Origin of the sequence: Oceanobacillus sp. HCA-5259 (assembly GCF_037892815.1) — a bacterium.
Classification (GTDB): domain Bacteria; phylum Bacillota; class Bacilli; order Bacillales; family Amphibacillaceae; genus Oceanobacillus; species Oceanobacillus indicireducens.
Window position 1 is genome coordinate 1 of record NZ_JBBKBV010000010.1, and the last position, 16,318, is coordinate 16,318.

20 protein-coding genes are annotated in these 16,318 nt (G+C 36.8%); 3 read left to right on the forward strand and 17 right to left on the reverse strand.

Annotated elements, in window-relative coordinates:
- Positions 1 to 255: 255 nt before the first annotated feature.
- Entirely contained in the window at positions 256 to 858 is a 603-nt protein-coding gene (gene rpsD, locus WKU33_RS07715; protein WP_156857727.1) for a 30S ribosomal protein S4, read from the forward strand.
- 91 nt (positions 859 to 949) lie between these two features.
- On the opposite strand, the gene WKU33_RS07720 is transcribed toward rpsD, so the two are convergent.
- The 16 genes from WKU33_RS07720 to WKU33_RS07790 all read right to left on the reverse strand — a co-directional run bounded on the left by WKU33_RS07720 (position 950) and on the right by WKU33_RS07790 (position 13,065).
- Entirely contained in the window at positions 950 to 1,972 is a 1,023-nt protein-coding gene (locus tag WKU33_RS07720; RefSeq protein ID WP_340454100.1) for an LTA synthase family protein, read from the reverse strand.
- 39 nt (positions 1,973 to 2,011) lie between these two features.
- On the reverse strand, positions 2,012 to 2,416 hold the full coding sequence (locus WKU33_RS07725) for a hypothetical protein (RefSeq protein WP_340454016.1): 405 nt from the start codon (positions 2,414 to 2,416) through the stop codon (positions 2,012 to 2,014).
- A 26-nt stretch (positions 2,417 to 2,442) separates the two neighbouring features.
- The gene (locus WKU33_RS07730; protein WP_232334476.1) at positions 2,443 to 2,802 is read right to left on the reverse strand and encodes a hypothetical protein; all 360 of its coding nucleotides are present in this window, start codon (positions 2,800 to 2,802) and stop codon (positions 2,443 to 2,445) included.
- A gap of 1 nt (position 2,803) precedes the next feature.
- A complete protein-coding gene (locus WKU33_RS07735; protein WP_340454101.1) occupies positions 2,804 to 3,586 on the reverse strand; it encodes an aminotransferase class V-fold PLP-dependent enzyme in 783 nt (260 codons plus the stop codon).
- The gene (locus WKU33_RS07740) at positions 3,529 to 3,945 is read right to left on the reverse strand and encodes a hypothetical protein (RefSeq protein WP_340454018.1); all 417 of its coding nucleotides are present in this window, start codon (positions 3,943 to 3,945) and stop codon (positions 3,529 to 3,531) included. The genes WKU33_RS07735 and WKU33_RS07740 overlap by 58 nt, the downstream gene beginning before the upstream one ends.
- Positions 3,903 to 4,142: an N-acyl amino acid synthase FeeM domain-containing protein gene (locus WKU33_RS19070; protein WP_445321688.1), complete on the reverse strand. Its 240-nt coding sequence runs from the start codon at positions 4,140 to 4,142 to the stop codon at positions 3,903 to 3,905. The genes WKU33_RS07740 and WKU33_RS19070 overlap by 43 nt, the downstream gene beginning before the upstream one ends.
- A 17-nt stretch (positions 4,143 to 4,159) precedes the next feature.
- Complete coding sequence (locus WKU33_RS07745) at positions 4,160 to 4,399, reverse strand: hypothetical protein (RefSeq protein ID WP_156857730.1); 240 nt, start codon at positions 4,397 to 4,399, stop codon at positions 4,160 to 4,162.
- A gap of 30 nt (positions 4,400 to 4,429) precedes the next feature.
- A complete protein-coding gene (locus tag WKU33_RS07750) occupies positions 4,430 to 4,963 on the reverse strand; it encodes a glycerol-3-phosphate acyltransferase (RefSeq protein ID WP_340454020.1) in 534 nt (177 codons plus the stop codon).
- 206 nt (positions 4,964 to 5,169) lie between these two features.
- Positions 5,170 to 5,670, reverse strand: coding sequence for a YfiT family bacillithiol transferase (locus tag WKU33_RS07755; protein ID WP_340454102.1), 501 nt, complete (start codon positions 5,668 to 5,670; stop codon positions 5,170 to 5,172).
- Between the two features lie 104 nt (positions 5,671 to 5,774).
- Positions 5,775 to 6,158: an FAS1-like dehydratase domain-containing protein gene (locus WKU33_RS07760; protein ID WP_340454022.1), complete on the reverse strand. Its 384-nt coding sequence runs from the start codon at positions 6,156 to 6,158 to the stop codon at positions 5,775 to 5,777.
- A gap of 449 nt (positions 6,159 to 6,607) precedes the next feature.
- On the reverse strand, positions 6,608 to 7,429 hold the full coding sequence (locus WKU33_RS07765) for a FixH family protein (RefSeq protein WP_340454024.1): 822 nt from the start codon (positions 7,427 to 7,429) through the stop codon (positions 6,608 to 6,610).
- Between the two features lie 963 nt (positions 7,430 to 8,392).
- Positions 8,393 to 9,409, reverse strand: coding sequence for an oxidoreductase (locus WKU33_RS07770; RefSeq protein ID WP_340454026.1), 1,017 nt, complete (start codon positions 9,407 to 9,409; stop codon positions 8,393 to 8,395).
- Between the two features lie 160 nt (positions 9,410 to 9,569).
- Entirely contained in the window at positions 9,570 to 10,481 is a 912-nt protein-coding gene (locus tag WKU33_RS07775; protein ID WP_156856752.1) for a PTS system mannose/fructose/sorbose family transporter subunit IID, read from the reverse strand.
- Positions 10,482 to 10,499: 18 nt separating this feature from the next.
- Positions 10,500 to 11,312 carry a PTS mannose/fructose/sorbose transporter subunit IIC gene (locus tag WKU33_RS07780; protein WP_373290778.1) on the reverse strand — a complete coding sequence of 271 codons (813 nt, stop codon included), beginning with the start codon at positions 11,310 to 11,312 and terminating at the stop codon, positions 10,500 to 10,502.
- 26 nt (positions 11,313 to 11,338) lie between these two features.
- Positions 11,339 to 12,319 carry a mannose/fructose/sorbose PTS transporter subunit IIA gene (locus WKU33_RS07785; protein WP_340454028.1) on the reverse strand — a complete coding sequence of 327 codons (981 nt, stop codon included), beginning with the start codon at positions 12,317 to 12,319 and terminating at the stop codon, positions 11,339 to 11,341.
- Between the two features lie 374 nt (positions 12,320 to 12,693).
- Positions 12,694 to 13,065, reverse strand: a complete 372-nt coding sequence (locus tag WKU33_RS07790) for a DUF956 family protein (RefSeq protein ID WP_340454029.1) — start codon at positions 13,063 to 13,065, stop codon at positions 12,694 to 12,696.
- A 238-nt stretch (positions 13,066 to 13,303) separates the two neighbouring features.
- Between WKU33_RS07790 and WKU33_RS07795 the strand changes: the two genes are divergently transcribed.
- Positions 13,304 to 14,077: a DeoR/GlpR family DNA-binding transcription regulator gene (locus tag WKU33_RS07795; RefSeq protein WP_340454031.1), complete on the forward strand. Its 774-nt coding sequence runs from the start codon at positions 13,304 to 13,306 to the stop codon at positions 14,075 to 14,077.
- 113 nt (positions 14,078 to 14,190) lie between these two features.
- Complete coding sequence (locus tag WKU33_RS07800) at positions 14,191 to 14,925, forward strand: glucosamine-6-phosphate deaminase (RefSeq protein WP_340454033.1); 735 nt, start codon at positions 14,191 to 14,193, stop codon at positions 14,923 to 14,925.
- A 119-nt stretch (positions 14,926 to 15,044) separates the two neighbouring features.
- On the opposite strand, the gene WKU33_RS07805 is transcribed toward WKU33_RS07800, so the two are convergent.
- Entirely contained in the window at positions 15,045 to 16,037 is a 993-nt protein-coding gene (locus tag WKU33_RS07805) for a Gfo/Idh/MocA family protein (protein ID WP_340454035.1), read from the reverse strand.
- Between the last annotated feature and the right edge of the window lie 281 nt (positions 16,038 to 16,318).

Sequence of the window (16,318 nt, forward strand, 5' to 3'; positions counted from 1 at the left end):
ACTACTAATCAACAATAGATTATTTATATTTCTAATTGACTTCCCCGCTAATAACTTATATAATATAACTTGTGTAAATTTAAGGTAGCCTTTGCGCTCAGTGCATTGCCACTAGTTTGTTCCTTATGCAGAATTAAGGGTGTATCGTGTAACTCTCTGCTGCTGGAGCGATGGTACAAGAAAAACAAACTAGCCAGTGTAATTGACGTGGTGATTTATTTTTATACAAAAATAAAATCGAAGGAGGAAATGTCTATGGCACGCTATACAGGTCCTGTATGGAAAAAGTCTCGTCGTTTTGGCATTTCATTAACTGGAACAGGTAAGGAATTAGATAAGCGCCCTTACGCTCCTGGACAACATGGTCCAAACCAAAGAAAAAAGCTTTCTGAATATGGATTACAGCTTCAAGAGAAGCAAAAATTACGTTATATGTACGGATTAAACGAACGTCAATTCCGTAACCTATTCAACAAAGCAGGTAAAATGAAAGGGATCCATGGTGAGAACTTCATGATTTTACTTGAATCTCGTCTTGATAACCTTGTTTACCGCTTAGGTCTTGCTCGTACACGCAAACAAGCTCGTCAGCTTGTAAACCATGGTCACGTTCTAGTTGATGGCCGTCGTGTAGATATTCCATCTTACACTGTTACTCCTGGTCAAACAATCGGCTTACGCGAACGTTCAAAAGATCTTGACATCGTGAAAGAAGCAATCGAAGTGAACAGCTTCGTACCAGAGTACACAACATTCAACGCAGACAACATGGAAGGTTCATACACTCGTTACCCAGAGCGCTCTGAGCTTCCAGCAGAGATTAACGAATCTCTTATCGTTGAGTTCTACTCACGTTAATATCTGCCTTATGCAATTAAATGTGTCAAACCCCTTGAAATGTTTCAATTCAGCATTTCAGGGGGTTTTTCCTTTTTATTTGTTTTGCGCCTTAATCAGCCGTAAACCTTAATAAATCCCCAAATATAATATGATCTGATAAGGACAACTCTTGTCTTGCCACATCGGAATACACTTCACAAATCTTTGTATTAACAACTTCCCCATCTTCTTTTCGATAACAAATTTTATTTTTATAAATGTATTCCTCTGACAGAAAACTTCCATCACGAAAAATAACTGGATGGTTATGATCTCTTGTGAATAGATTATGCCCAAATGAATAACGATTATCTGTACTAATCCCTAATAGATGCAGAAGTGTTGGGCGTATATCGATTATCCCTCCTTGTGTCGTGATCGTTTCTCCCGCTTGGCCGGGGATATGAATGATTAGAGGAACTTGTTGCTGTTTCATGTGGTTAGCTATATTTATTTCCTCATCTAATAATTCACTTAAACCCTTCTCATATTTTTCCGAGATCCCATAGTGATCACCAACTAGAACAAACACCGTATTTTCGTACATACTTTCTTCCTTTAATTTTTCAAAAAACAATCCAACCGATTGATCTAAATAACGAACCGTCGTAATATAACGATTTACGACATCTTCCTCTGTATCTGCCTCGCCGATAAAAATATCCTCCTCATCTAACAAGAATGGAAAGTGATTCGTTAAGGTAATCAATTTGGCATAATATGGTTCAGGCAGATCCACTAAATAAGGAATCGATTGATTAAAAAACGGTATATCTTTTATTCCATAATTAATAGAGTTTGCCTCTGTCACTGTATAATCCTTTTTAGAGTAAAATTTATCATAGCCAAGGGATTCATACATGATGTCTCGATTCCAAAACGTTCGATCATTTCCGTGAAAAACCGCTGAATAATAATCCTTATTTTCCCTTAATAGATGCGGCAGACTATTAAAGATATTTTCAGGTTTTCTTACAAAAACAGAACCGCTTGCCAATGGATAAAGACTCGTATCGATCATCAACTCTGCATCAGATGTCTTCCCTTGTGCTGTTTGATCATAAATTTGGTTGAAATAAAAGCTATCTTTAATTAATTCATTTAAAAATGGAGTAACTTCTTCCCCATTTACTTAGTGATTAATCACGAAATTTCGCGTAGATTCCAAGGTTATAAGGATTATATTCTTCCCTTCCGCTATTCCGAATAAATCCTTTCGTTCTGAACTCTTTGGTTGTGTGTATGCTTCTAGGACATCAGCATCTGCCTCTGTAACAATAAGTGGTTGTAAAGGTGCTTTAATGCTTAACACAATATCATATAAATGGTAATTTAATAAACCAATCGACTTAACCATCTGCTCTCGATCATAGGACTCGGAAAAAATATGTACCGATTTTACGAGTCCTAAGCAAATAGTTAAAATAATAAGAAACGAGCTCGCCACAACATACTTTCTTTTTCTTTGTTTCGGTACGGCTAGGTCAGGTTTCTTTCTAAATAGAAACGGACCTATTATAAATAAATCCACGAACAATAAAATATCTCACCAGCTCATTAGCTCTAACGTGCTGCACTTAAACCGCCAACATTATCGAACTGAAAAAGAATCGGTAATGTAACAAAATCATTATAAAATCGATAGTACAGTAGATCCCCATAAAGAACTCCTGTACCTACTACTACTAATCCGAACAAAATTAATTTATTTACCCGTTGTCCAAAATAAAAACTAAAACCCATCGCTAGTAAAAGGGAACCAATGGAACCTGTCAAAATTAAAATGCTATCAAATATGGAATAAAAGCTAAGATTAAAACCGACGAAGGAAACCGTTACCGTCTTTGCCCAAAGAATACTCGTGATTAATAAAGTTAGTTGTATGCCTGTTAGCTTTTCGAGCTGTTTGTAAAGATTTCTCATATCAAACCTTCTTCATCCTATACTTTATAATGGTTTGGAGAGCAGTACATGCAGTCTCAAAATTCGCTAATGTTATATCCCCCATGAACGCAAACTGAATCCAGTTTTGTTTCAACAAATAATCGCTCTCGTAACTAATAATAATTCCTTTCGCCTTCAATTCATCTCCAATTTCTTTTGAGGAAATGGAAAGAGGAAGTGGAATGGTTAGAATGCCCGGCGAATAATTCTTATCCCCCAAAAAGGAGATGTCAGCATCTGTAAGCATTCTTTTAACTGTATTTCCCATCATGGAATTATTTTCTAGATTCACTCTTTTTACAGCCTCATGTAAAGCTGCAATGAGATTAGAAGAATGCGTATATGGAACGCTGTCCATTTTGGCGTATTGACCTAAATCCAAATACCTTGGTATTTCCTTACTAGGCTCTATTCTCTCCTGATGGAAAACAATCGCTAACCCTGGATAAGAACCAAGTCCTTTTCCACTTACTGTAGTGGCAAGATAAACATCCTTTAAGTCAACTGGAACGATCCCAACCGAACTGCAAGCATCTACGCAGAATTTTACATGATGTTTATTTGTTAATTCTTTCAAACGGTCCAAATCGTAAAGATAGCCTGTCGATGTCTCGCAATGCACAGTCCATAGCCAATCGACATCAGGATGTGCTTCAAGAAAACATTCAATCTCTTCTATTATTATTTTTTTATTCCATTGCTTTTCTATCTTTTCGTACGTAAATTCATCCGTTCCGCATGATCGATTAACCGATATCCAAATTCCCCATTAGCGAGGATAAGCCCTTTTCCCGAAAGTTTTTTTAGATGAGCAGCAACTAAATCATTAGCTAGTGTCCCAGTCCCAACCACAATTTGTGCATGTTCAGCATTCACAAGTTCGCATAGTCTTTCGCGAACTATTTTAATATTTTCCATAAAGTCACTAGAACGATGAGAGATAGGCGGGTTATAAAATGCTTGTTCTACCTCTTTCTTTATCGCCACTGGTCCGGGCAAAAAGTTTAATCGTTTTGATTGGGTCTTCCCCGTCATCATTTTCCGAAATACTTTTGTTGAAGTTTCAAATTTTTCTCGCGTTAAGAACATTGGTTGAAACATCGCTTCCTCTGTTCCAACCATTGGACCAAAGGTTCAAAACCAATCCTTTTATATAACTTAATTTGACGATCTGTTCCAGAAATTAAAGCCATATTATAATCTTTTTCCAAACAATAACGCACAAGAAGTTTGACCAATTGATAGAATACCCGACTCTTTCGATAACTTCTTTTTATGGAAAGTAAACGTACCTCACAAGGGTTCGCATCATTCGGCAAGTATTCATCTAAATCAGCTAACTTTCGATCAAGGGAGAATGGACGATTTGCCCGTACGGTAATATCCCGATGACCTCTTCTCCATCCTTCGCAATGAAGTAGATATTTTCCTTATCAAATTTATCTATTAAACGCTGACTCTGATTTTGCGCGTGCTGTGGGATTTCCTCTACAAATGTTTCATAATTTAATTGATAAATCTGATCCATTTCGTCTGGATCTGCTGCTATTTTATATGTTAAGGTATGCCGCTCCATTTTTTTGCCTCCTCTAACGTGTAGAAAAAATTATTTTCTTGTAAGATGGGGGATAAAAACAATAATTAATAAGATGAATAGACCAATTCCAAAATAGTATTCTCCTAATATCCATGCTGTTACAGGAATCGATAGCATCGCAATTAGCCCGGAAACAGTAAAATTTTGTATAAGCAAATAGCTAATTCCAACAATTAGACCTAAGACAATTATAGCTATTGGTATAAAGAATAATGTGGACGCTAAATAAACGACAACTCCTTTTCCACCTCTCCCTCCAAGATGGATCGGCCAGATGTGTCCAAACAATAGAAAAAATGCACTTACCAATAGCATTATTTTATTTTCTGGAAAAAGAAGACTAGTTAAAGAAAGTGCAATCATAACCTTGGCAATATCGATAAAGAGGGTATATAAAAACCCTTTCTTCCCTAGTTCTCTTCCCGCATTTCTCGCTCCCGCATTACCGCTGCCTAGCCTTCTAATATCTTGTCTAGTCATCCATTTCGTTATATAATAAGCGCCATTCACGCTTCCCATACAGTAGGAAAGCAGAGCAACCAATGTAATATTCAGAACTGTATTCCCCCTTACAACTCTCTAATATACCTGCATGCTTTACAGCTTCTTGTCTATTAATTATTGAAAATTTCTATTTCATTGTAATATCACACAAAAGGTAATTCAAGGTCAATTTAACTATTATCAAAAAATAAAAAGATACGCCTTCCCTATGAAAGACATATCTTTTTTGATTTAACCTAACTAAATTATTTTGCTAATGCAAGTTTAATGTGAGCCAAGTGATGCTCCTCATGCCAGGCTAATTTGGCTACCTTGGTTGCAACGGTTATTTTTCCGTTTATTTCATGTTTAAAGGTTCGTTTTAATTGATCTTCCGTTAAGCTATTTCCCAAAGCTACAATCCGCTCATTGATCCCTTCTAACATTTTAATAGAAGGTTCTACAGGGAGTTCTGTATCCGGTTGAACTGCCCACTCATCTTGAATGAAGTTTGGTACGGTTGGATTATCATCTGTCAAAGCAAGTTTTAACCGTTGGAACATGTTCAACTGAGAGTCTGCAATATGATGAACGAGCTGCCTGACGTTCCAACTACCATCCCGATACGTTTTGCTTAGTTCCTCACCATTCAATGAATCAACGGTTTCTCTTAATCGAGCCGTGTATGACTCAATTTGCTTTAACCATTCTTGAACATTTTCTAATGTTACCTTTTCCGGAACTTCTAATTCACCAATTGGGAACATGACATCCTTATTCAAAACGCTTCTCCCCTATTCTATAAGTAATCAAAATCTATCTATCTTCTAGTCTTAGCGTACCAACAACCCACGTAGGCGTCAAATAAGTTTCAAACCGTCAAAATTACTCCAGCAAAATATCCGCTTAGCACTTCCTTTTCATGTTGATTCATACATGTAAACGTTGCCATAACAGAAAATCGATTATTCTTTTTCTTTTCCAATTCCTCGATTGTTACTTCACAGCTGATTGTATCTCCGGTGAAAACGGGTCTAAAGAATTCAAATTTCATTGTACGAGCTAATACGTTATAGTCTCCCCCAACCTTCGTCGGCAATGTAGCAGTCAGCAGCCCTTGAACAACTAGCCTTCCAAGTTCATCGGGCTCCGTATGATGCTCTCCTTCATCTTTAGATACTGTTGTAAACACTGCGACATCTTCTTTTGTGAATGTCCGTTCAAAACGGATGATATCTCCAATTTGTAAATCCAAGTAAATCTCCTCCTGTAGTATTCGTATCTTAGCAATATCATACCTTTCTTAATGCTGGTCTGCAAAAAGCCACCAATATAATGTACTAAGAAAGCCTAACAAACTTGTAATGCAGATGATGATTAAACTGCTCCAACTGATGATGTTTTCTCCTGCTAAACCACTGTAGAGTGCCGGTGCCGCCCATGGAAGGAGAGGTACATGTTTTATTGAAAACCAAACTCTTTCATTTCCGCTTTCACCATCTGCTTAATTGCTTCATGAGCCGGATCATACTATTTGCATTTGCCTCTATCATGACAATACTCTTATGTCCCTAATTCAGTAGATGATTTGTTGCAATAAAACAACCTAAAACCTACTCGCTCAGAATAAGCCAATTCTTTCCTATTGCTTAACATAAAAATAGTGCGGAGCTTTTTTAATAGCCCGCACTAATATTATAAGTACTATTCAACTTCAATCATATATTCATCATGCTCATGAAGATCTGCGTCATCTTCAACATGAATGACAAGCTTATACGATCCTGGTTCGGTAAATTCGTGAGCTGCAATGTACTCCCCAGCTACTGTTTCTTCAGCATCAACCCAAGCTGTATTCTCACCGTCTCCTTCTGGGACAATTTCATAACGAACGATTGCATCTTCCATTGCTTTATCTTCCAACTGTAGATGGACAGTCAGATCAATTACTTCATTCGTTTGAACGGAATCTGGTTCCACGAAGTGCAGATGGAAGCCGTCTGTATGTGCGTGGTGTTCATGATGTTTGCGATGTCCGTGATGCTCGTGATCTTCATGATGTGCATGATGCGCATGGTGTTCATCATGATGTGCGTGATGTCCAGATTCCCCTGCTGCTTCACCGCCATCACCGACGATAATGGATTTAAGCGGCATCGTATGCAAACCACGAGCAGTCGTGTGGGCATATATTTCGTACGTACCATCTTCCGGGAAAGTCACTTCTGCCGTATATCTTCCGTCTTCTATATGTATACCGTCTATTTCGGAACTGTCATCTTCATTACCTTTTAACCAATACTCAAAGTTCACTTCATCCGCATCCTCAACAAGCTCGTCTCCATAGCTGACAATAGCTTCAAGTTCGACGGTTTCTCCTGGTTCAGCAGTTTCCGGAACATTGAACTCTACTTCAAGCGCAACTAACTCATCCGTTTCTTCTGTTACTTCCTCCTTTTCCCCATTTCCACACGCTGAAAGTAAAAGAATTAATACGATAATAAATGGCGTAATGATTTTTTTCATATAAATATCCTCCATATCAATTTTTCTTGTTTCTTATGCTTGAAAGTACATTAATACCAGAATGGCTGGTACTGATTGTTGTAGTGGGAAATCACGGCAAATAGCTTGCTCTTCTCTCTGTTCTGGTAAGGGAAAACAGAATTAAACAAGTTCTGACAACACCTAACATAACCTTATCAATGAAACGAACCCCTTTCAATGGCAATTCATGAACAGTTTGTGTCAAGCTTTTCTCGGTATCCTTTTCACTCCAGTATTTTTGGCAATCTATTTTGTGCCTTCAAGCAGCTTTTTGGTAATGAGAAAAATAAGCAAGCCGATTAAGTATCAAAAATCCAATTCTGTTATCTCCATACACATGATGAACTTTAATATGATTAAACAAACAGAACGGTTCCATACATTCTATCTCTTGCATGAAAATATGGATAAATTCATTTTGACAAATATTATGAGGACATTTATCGCGTGAACTGGAGGTGATAGCAATGAACGAGAAAACACTAAAAAATCTTTCATAACTTGGAAGAACTTAGCATGGTCCCTGAACAATTTTTGGCTGTGAATCCCGCCTAAAACATATTATGGACGAAGAATCAGCTAAGCACGAAGCTGAACTCTGGGCACAACCGAAGAAAAAAGGGAGAAAGAATAGCTAAAGAAGTAATAACGCAGCCTTTTAGCAAATGAAGCGTACGTTTAACATATTATGGAAATAACGGATCTGATAAAAGAAGAAGCTCTTGAAATCCAGCATAATATGGATAAATAAGAACAAGAGAGGCTTATAAATCTTTAATAAGTGAAACAATCATATTAATGAGCATATGATTGTTTCACTTTTTACTCCATTATGGTTCATTTTCAATACTTTTCCTTAAATGATGCTGTTATGACCTCTATCGTAATCTAGGCTAATCCCAAATTCCTTATCTAGAATTTATAATAGAATCAGGCATTGTTTTACCCCAAATTTTTAATTCCAGTTTCTAGTATTTCCATTTGCAACAATGTCTGTTCGTCTGTAATCGTTTTTTCTTTTCCATTTATGATGGCTTCATATAAATCATCATAAACTCTTCCATAATCGCCATTTACAGATGTCACTTTTTCTTCATGGATGATACCTTCTTCATCAATATATGTTAGTACACCGTAATGTTCTATTGTATCCACACCGAAATCTTTATTATCAGGCATATAAAATAACTTTAAATGTTCTTCCTGGCGATCTTTAGTTTTTTTCACAAAGCTCCCTTTTTTACCATAAATGACAAAGCTGGGTCTCTCTTTGATCCTAAAATAACTCGATTTAACAGATACCTTTAAATTACCATAATATAAATCCAAATCAAAGTAATCATTCATTCTTCCTTGTCCTAATAATTGCCTTACATCATAGTGTATATCATCCGGTTTACCGAAATAACTGATAACCTGATCTATTGTATGCGTGCCATGCGCATATAAAAATGACTCAACACGATCAAATGAAGGGGCAGACTCCGGTATTTCAGGACGATAATAGTCAAAATGCATTTCTACTTCTAGTAAGTCACCTAGTTTTCCTTCTTCAATAACCTTTTGAACGGTTAAAAAGTCACTATCAAAACGTCTATTTTGATATGGCTGAACAATTAATTCTTTGTCTCTTGCCATTGCAAATATTTCTTTAGCCTGTTCAGAGGTTTCCATAAAAGGTTTTTCAACCAAACAGTGTTTATTATGTTTTAATACTAATTTTGCGTATTCATAATGACTGTCCATTCCTGTACAAATCACAATGAGCTGAATTTCCTTATCATTTAATAGTTCATCTAAATCAGAAATATAATTTACTCCAGGAATCCTATCCCAGCTCTCACGGTTAGGATTTCTTTGATAGATTGTTTTTACCTTTATATTCTCTCTTTGTTGTACAAACGGCAGATGATATCTATTTGTGCTTTTCCCATTTCCAATAAATCCTATTGTTAACATAATAAACTCCTTATCTATTTAATATCCTTAGTTCATACTAGTATAATCCTCACAACCCACACGATCAAAAACCTGAACCGTCATGTTAAAAAGCCACCCACCGTTATAGACGGGACGCTACATCAATCCTACGTTAGGCGTACGGATGATGGGGATTTTTTTACATGATGCCTAATACGTGGAAGACTACACCAGCAACAAACAATCCTAGAATGATTACAATTGGGTTAACTTTCTTGTTAAGCAGCCACATACAGAAAAGCGTTAACAGCAATGGAGCTAAACCAGGAATTAACATATCCAAGTTGTCTTGTAAAGTGGTTATTTCGGTCTCACTCAACGAAAGACCAGCAGCCATCTGTTCCAGCGCAGTTTTAATCCCTTCTGCACCTGCAGGTAAATTTGCCCAATCAATATAAGCACCTTCGCTCAGTTTAACTGAAGATACAATTGGTGTAAATGTTATCGATACCCATCGGTTTACTAATGCACCGAGGATGAACATACCGAGGATGGATGCCCCCTTCGTAATATCCTGAAGCAGGCCACCAGATAAGTCTTCAGTGATTTTAGAACCGGCTTTGTAACCGAGTTCTTGTGTATACCACATGGTCCCCATACGAATGAGGTTCCAGAAAACAAAGTAAATAATTGGACCAAGGGGGTTACCGGTCATAGCTAGTGAAGCCGCCAACGCACCAAGGATTGGCTTAACAGTGAACCAGAAAAGTGGATCCCCTACACCCGCTAATGGCCCCATCATACCTACTTTAACCCCTTGAATTGCAACGTCATCAACAGGAGCACCATTTGCACGTTCTTCTTCAAGTGCTAATGTTACACCAAGAATAGGTGAAGCTACATATGGGTGAGTATTAAAAAACTCTAAATGTCGTTGTAAAGCAGCTGAACGATCCTCCTTAGTTGTATATAATCTCTTGATTGCGGGAATCATCGAATATACCCAGCCACCATTTTGCATACGTTCATAGTTCCAAGATCCTTGAAGAAAAGTTGAACGCCACCAAATAGCAATACGATCTCTTTTAGTTAATCTTATTTCTTGTTCCATTTTATGTCTGCCTCCTTTTTAATAATTATCAATAATATCGCCTAGTGGATCACCAAAGTTGCCGCCGTTTCCGCCGCCAGAATCACCCTTTTTAGAAAGTGCAATATAGATAAGTGCAAGAGACAAGCCGATAACACCAAGACCGATAAGTGTGATTTCCGAAACTGTTGCTAAAACAAAACCAATCGCGAAAAATGGCCATACTTCTCTGGTAGCCATCATGTTAATAACCATTGCATAACCAACCGCTACGACCATTCCACCACCAATTGCTAAACCATCTGTTAGCCAAGATGGCATAGCTTCAAGTAATCCTCTAACCGGACCCGCCCCGATAGCTAATATTAATCCAGCCGGAATAGCAATACGTAATCCTTGTAGTGAGACAGCAATCATTTGCCACATTTCAATTTTCCGGATATTACCTTCTTCAGCAGCACTATCCATAATGTGTACGATCCCTGTCGTAATTGTACGAACAATAATTGTCAATAATAAACCTGCAACTGCAAGTGGAACGGCGATAGCGATTGCAGAAGATACACCGGCTTCACCTTGTCCACTTAAAACTAATATAATTGCGGAAGCTACGGATGCAAGCGCAGCATCCGGTGCGACGGCAGCTCCGATATTTGCCCAACCTAAAGCAATCAATTGCAGTGTACCGCCGAGAATAAGGGCTGGTACTAATTGTCCTGTAACTAAGCCGATGAGCGTACAAGCAATAATCGGTTGATGAAAATGGAATTGGTCTAAAATCCCTTCCATTCCAGCTATAAATGCTATGATCAAAATTAATATTATTTGAATTACATTCAAATCCAAAACCATGATTAATCCTCCTTTACCCTTTACAATTAGGGTCTTTTGTTTAACTCCTCTTGCGCCCGTTTGAGAATTTCGTCCATGTTCTGTTTTGTATCACTTGGGACTTTACGGACATCAAACTTCAAACCAAGTTTTTTCAATTTAGCGAAAGTATCAATATCATCTTGGTCAAATGCCAACGTCCTATTCGGTTGAACTTTACCTGTTGAATGTGCCATTGAACCTACGTTGATTGTATCCAATGGAACGCCACCTTCAACTGCTTTAAGCAAGTCTTGTGGAGTTTCAAAAAGAAGTAGCGCACGCTGTCCTCCGAAGTGTTGATCATCTTGTGCAAGCTCAATCATTTTATGGATGGGAACAACATGCGCTTTTACTCCCGGTGGAGCAGCTTCTTGGATCATTTTTTTACGAAGTTCATCCTTCGCAACAACATCAGATACAACGATAATGCGAGTTGGATTTGTCGCTCTTGTCCAAGAAGTTGCGACTTGCCCGTGAAGTAAACGTGTATCGATACGTGCCAAAACATATTCAAATTTACCAGGCGTACCTACATTTGAAGCTTTAGCAGCAGCTGGTTTTGTTGCTGGTACTTTTGGTTGTAATTTTTCAGGTAATACATTGATGCCTTCCTTCGCTGTATTCAAAATATGTGTAGCAATTTCATGCGATGTGTTCATTGACATTCGTGACGCGAATGCTTCAATTAACATCGGCAAGTTCAAACCAGCAACAATTGCCCACGTGTCTTTACGTTCGCGTTCTTCTAGCAGGCCATTTGCTTGATTGAAAGGGGTTCCTCCCCATAGATCAACTAGGAATAATACTTCATCTTGATTGTCAAAAGAGGCGATTGCTTCTTTCATTTTTGCCCTAATATCATTAGGACCTTCACTTGGTGTAAGTACAACAGCTTTCACATTTTCTTGCTCCCCAAAGATCATTTCTCCAGATTGCAAGATACCATTGGCAAAATCACCATGACTTGCAAGAATAATTCCTACCATCTTTTTACCTCCTTTTATAATTTGTTACAGATTAATAATATAAATAACTTTAAAAGAATCTGTAATCACTATTATTAATGCGGAATTTCTAGTAAGTTTATTACGTAACAATAGATTACGAACAAAATGATGAATCTTCTTTACATCTTCAGAAAAAGTAGGTTTTAACACATGGTACCGTATTCGGTTTACCGTATTAAAATAATTTCTTTAGTAAAAATTTATGGATAAAGGATATTAAAACTGCACTGATTACCACTTCTGCACCAAAGTCACATTACATTTTACGTATAAAATTCTTTTACTCGCGGATTGCGGATTGATGAATTTCTGTAAGGAATCCCTAACAGAAAGCTGTCATGAACGTAACAGGATTACCTTTTGAAAACACCCTTCAATCCGCGTTTAATAACGTCGAAGAAGCTTAATGATTGAACCATGTGATTCGGATCAACGTATTTACGAACTGCTATGAAAACATCTCGTGGTTTTTTAGAAGAAAATGAAAACGTTCCATTTTTCTTCGTTTGAACAGCAAAACGTGGAATCCATTTCCCTTTAAACATGACTGAAGCAATTACGTAATCAACTTCCTCCCAGGGAATTTGAATAAACTTACTAGGGTCCCTACTATTGTAAAATTCAAAGCCTTTATCTCCAATCATGATTTTACCATACTCCGAAAGACCCAGATGCGAGGTTGCATCGACTACTAAATCGACTTTTGAATTGATTGATCGGACCATTCGACCTACTCCATTTCTTTATTGAATCTAATAATGATAGTATTTTTCCTCTATTCGTTTTCCTCCCCTCTATTAATTGTAAGGGTTCTCACAACAATATTATACCTAACAAAACAACATAAGTAAACAGTTTTCAGTCCCTTATGTTAAATCTTGTTGTACTTTTTGTGAATAAATGTTACGTTTGTTTTATCCAGACCAATAGATATTGCTACCTTTAATTTTAGGGGGGTTGAGATTGAATCAGGTTAAAAGACGAAAATTAATATTAGAAATGATAAAAGTAAATGGCGAAGTGAGGTCTAAAGAGTTAGCCAAACAATTTGGTGTTTCAACGATGACAATAAGTCGCGATTTAAATGAATTAGAAAAGGAAGGTGAAATTAATCTAATTTATGGAGGGGCAACATATAAGGAAAATAGTATTTTAGAAAAGCCAATGTCTATCAAAGAATTAGCAAATATTAATGAAAAAAAAGCTATCGGCAACTATTGCAATAAAATTATTCCATCTGGTAGTTTGGTTTTCATAGAAACCGGAACAACTACGCTCGCAGCAGCAAAAGAAATATTCCAAAAAAAGAATTGTACATTCTATACAAACTCGTTATTAGTTATGAATTCACTCTCAAATTATGAAGAAATAAATTTGTATTCCGTTCCAGGTAAATACCGTGATCTTTCTCAAGGATTTTTAGGTATTCAAGTTAGTGATTTCATTCAAAATTTTAATTTTGATTATTGTTTAATTGGCGCCGAAGGAATTAGTGTTACGTCGGGAGTTACTCTGCTAAATGATAACGATGCCTTTACGAAAAGAGCTGTTATGAAACGATCGAAATGTAAAATTCTTGTAGCTGATAGTAGTAAATTTGGAAAGGACTATGGTTATAAAATTGGAGAAGTACATGATTTTGATTATATTGTTACAGATAACAGTATAGACGAAAAGACTTATCAGGATATAAAAGAACTGACTAAAATTGTAGCAGTTAATCAACCTAAGACCTAGCTGGCGGTAGTTAGCTGTTAGAACTGTAAGAGAATGATATATAAATCTAAAATTCGATTTACAAATTTGCATGTATGCATATTACGGTATATTAATGATGAGGAGAATGCTTTATGAATATTATTAAAGTTAAAGATTACGATGAGTTATCACAAAAGTCTTTTGAGGTCATCAAAGAGACGTTGGAAAACAATGATGAGCCGAGCATTAATACGACAACAGGTGCAAGTTATGATGGAACATTTGAATTGCTTGTGGAAGCAATTAATAACGGTGACCTCAAGATCAATCATTCCATCTTCACTAATTTGGATGAGTATATTTCAGAAAGAGATAAAAAGTTTACGGTATATACGTATATGCACAAAAAGTTTTATGATCTAATTAAATCTAAGCCTAAGTTTATCGGCCTTATGGATGGAAGTGTCAGCTATATACAAAAAGAAATCGACCGTTATAACGAGATCCTGACGAAGTATCCAAGGGATCTACAGATTGTTGGTTTAGGTACAAATGCTCATTTAGCAGCCAATGAACCTGGTACAGATTTTAATTCACGACTTTTCTTAGCTGACAGTGATGAATCAACAATTCAAAGTACAATGAAATATCAAGGTTTAACTCGTGAAGAAGCTCCTACGCAAATGTTGACAATGGGGCTTGCCGATATTATGGAAGCAAAACATATTTTAGTTGCTTCATCAGGTGAGAGAAAGGCACAGGCCGTTAAGGATACACTCGAAGGACCTATTACCGAGGATGTCCCAGCTTCTATTTTACAAAAGCATCCTAATGTGACATTCATCATGGATGAAGCTGCTGCATCATTATTAACAAAAAACTATTAATCTACAAAGAGTAAATTAAATCACCCTCCTTATCTAGGAGGGTGAAATTTTTTGGGATTTTATGATACGCGATTTAAGTTTGGATTAACTAACAAATCATTTGATATTTATTGTACAAATTATTCTTGTTTATCTACTGCAAACACAATTCCTCCATCTTCTCTAGCCTTCTCATATGTTTCCATGACTGAAAGTGAATGATCCAATAAACTATAGCACTCTACATAGTTTGCTTCTTTATATATTTGATTAAAGGTTTCGAGCTCATAGTACAACCTGTTTGATATAGCCTGGTTGTTCAATTTTACTTTCTTATCACCTAAATGAAGTAAAACCTCTGTACAAGAATTCGGATCACCAACGACATGTATAAATCCATTCTCTCCTTGAATCAGGATAAAATTCATGCTATTGGTATCCTTACTACCAACACATTGGGCTACAAAATCCGAATATTCCATTGTGACGATACCAGATGTATCAATTCCATTTGAATGTTTATTAGCCGTATATTGGACTTTTTCAGGTTGACCAAATAACTTGATAACAAAATGTAAATTATAAATATTAAGATCGGATAAAGCTCCTCCAGAGAATTCCGGGTTAAAGATATTCGGAATTTCCCCTTCTAATAGTTTTAAATATCGACTGGATAACTGACTATAATTACATTGAATGACCTTAATGTCTCCCAGCAGCTTGAGGTTTTCCTCAACTATCCTAAAGTTCGGTAAATGAATGTTGGAAATAGCTTCAAATAACATTAAATTATTCTCTTTAGCTAATTCTATAAGCTTCTCCGCCTCACGTACCGTTGAAGTAAACGGTTTTTCACAAATTACATTTTTGCCGTGTTGTAATGCTTTGAAAGCCTGTTCAAAATGTAAGCTATTAGGGGAGGCTATATAAACAAAATCGATATCTGGCTTGCTATACATTTCTTCTAAATCTGTATATATTTTTTTTACGTTATATTTAGCGGCTAACGATTCCGCCTTCGAAGTAGAGTTCGGGCGTGTATACATCGCTATGCAATCCGCACCTTCCACATTATCTAATGCTGATAAGAAGGTATCTACAATCGGACCTGTTCCAATGGTTGCTATTCTCATTTTATCTCTCCTGACATTAACTTTTCTATTTCCCATTCTTTTGCCGATTTGGTTTTAGCTTCTGCTCAGTTTTACTTAAAGATATTATATCATGAACGCAGCTACCGAAGAAATGAACAATCTATGAAAGACTTAGGTCATGGAATGCGGCGCGAGACCCTCTCATTACCTTTTTTAATAGATTGTTGGCGGCTCTATGAGGCAGTAAGTATGCTTGTCCGTGCATCTTCACATGAACTATTGCCATGGTAGGGGATATAGGATGTTTGTCATTTTCCTCA

What these genes read in the sequence shown, in the direction of transcription:
- rpsD (WP_156857727.1), top strand. Translation starts at nt 256, where the DNA reads ATGGCACGCTATACAGGTCCTGTATGGAAAAAGTCTCGTCGTTTTGGC.
- WKU33_RS07730 (WP_232334476.1), bottom strand. Translation starts at nt 2,802, where the DNA reads ATGAGAAATCTTTACAAACAGCTCGAAAAGCTAACAGGCATACAACTA.
- WKU33_RS07740 (WP_340454018.1), bottom strand. Translation starts at nt 3,945, where the DNA reads ATGGTTGGAACAGAGGAAGCGATGTTTCAACCAATGTTCTTAACGCGA.
- WKU33_RS07745 (WP_156857730.1), bottom strand. Translation starts at nt 4,399, where the DNA reads ATGGAGCGGCATACCTTAACATATAAAATAGCAGCAGATCCAGACGAA.
- WKU33_RS07755 (WP_340454102.1), bottom strand. Translation starts at nt 5,670, where the DNA reads ATGTTCCCAATTGGTGAATTAGAAGTTCCGGAAAAGGTAACATTAGAA.
- WKU33_RS07765 (WP_340454024.1), bottom strand. Translation starts at nt 7,429, where the DNA reads ATGAAAAAAATCATTACGCCATTTATTATCGTATTAATTCTTTTACTT.
- WKU33_RS07770 (WP_340454026.1), bottom strand. Translation starts at nt 9,409, where the DNA reads ATGTTAACAATAGGATTTATTGGAAATGGGAAAAGCACAAATAGATAT.
- WKU33_RS07775 (WP_156856752.1), bottom strand. Translation starts at nt 10,481, where the DNA reads ATGGAACAAGAAATAAGATTAACTAAAAGAGATCGTATTGCTATTTGG.
- WKU33_RS07780 (WP_373290778.1), bottom strand. Translation starts at nt 11,312, where the DNA reads ATGGTTTTGGATTTGAATGTAATTCAAATAATATTAATTTTGATCATA.
- WKU33_RS07785 (WP_340454028.1), bottom strand. Translation starts at nt 12,319, where the DNA reads ATGGTAGGAATTATTCTTGCAAGTCATGGTGATTTTGCCAATGGTATC.
- WKU33_RS07790 (WP_340454029.1), bottom strand. Translation starts at nt 13,065, where the DNA reads ATGGTCCGATCAATCAATTCAAAAGTCGATTTAGTAGTCGATGCAACC.
- WKU33_RS07800 (WP_340454033.1), top strand. Translation starts at nt 14,191, where the DNA reads ATGAATATTATTAAAGTTAAAGATTACGATGAGTTATCACAAAAGTCT.
- WKU33_RS07805 (WP_340454035.1), bottom strand. Translation starts at nt 16,037, where the DNA reads ATGAGAATAGCAACCATTGGAACAGGTCCGATTGTAGATACCTTCTTA.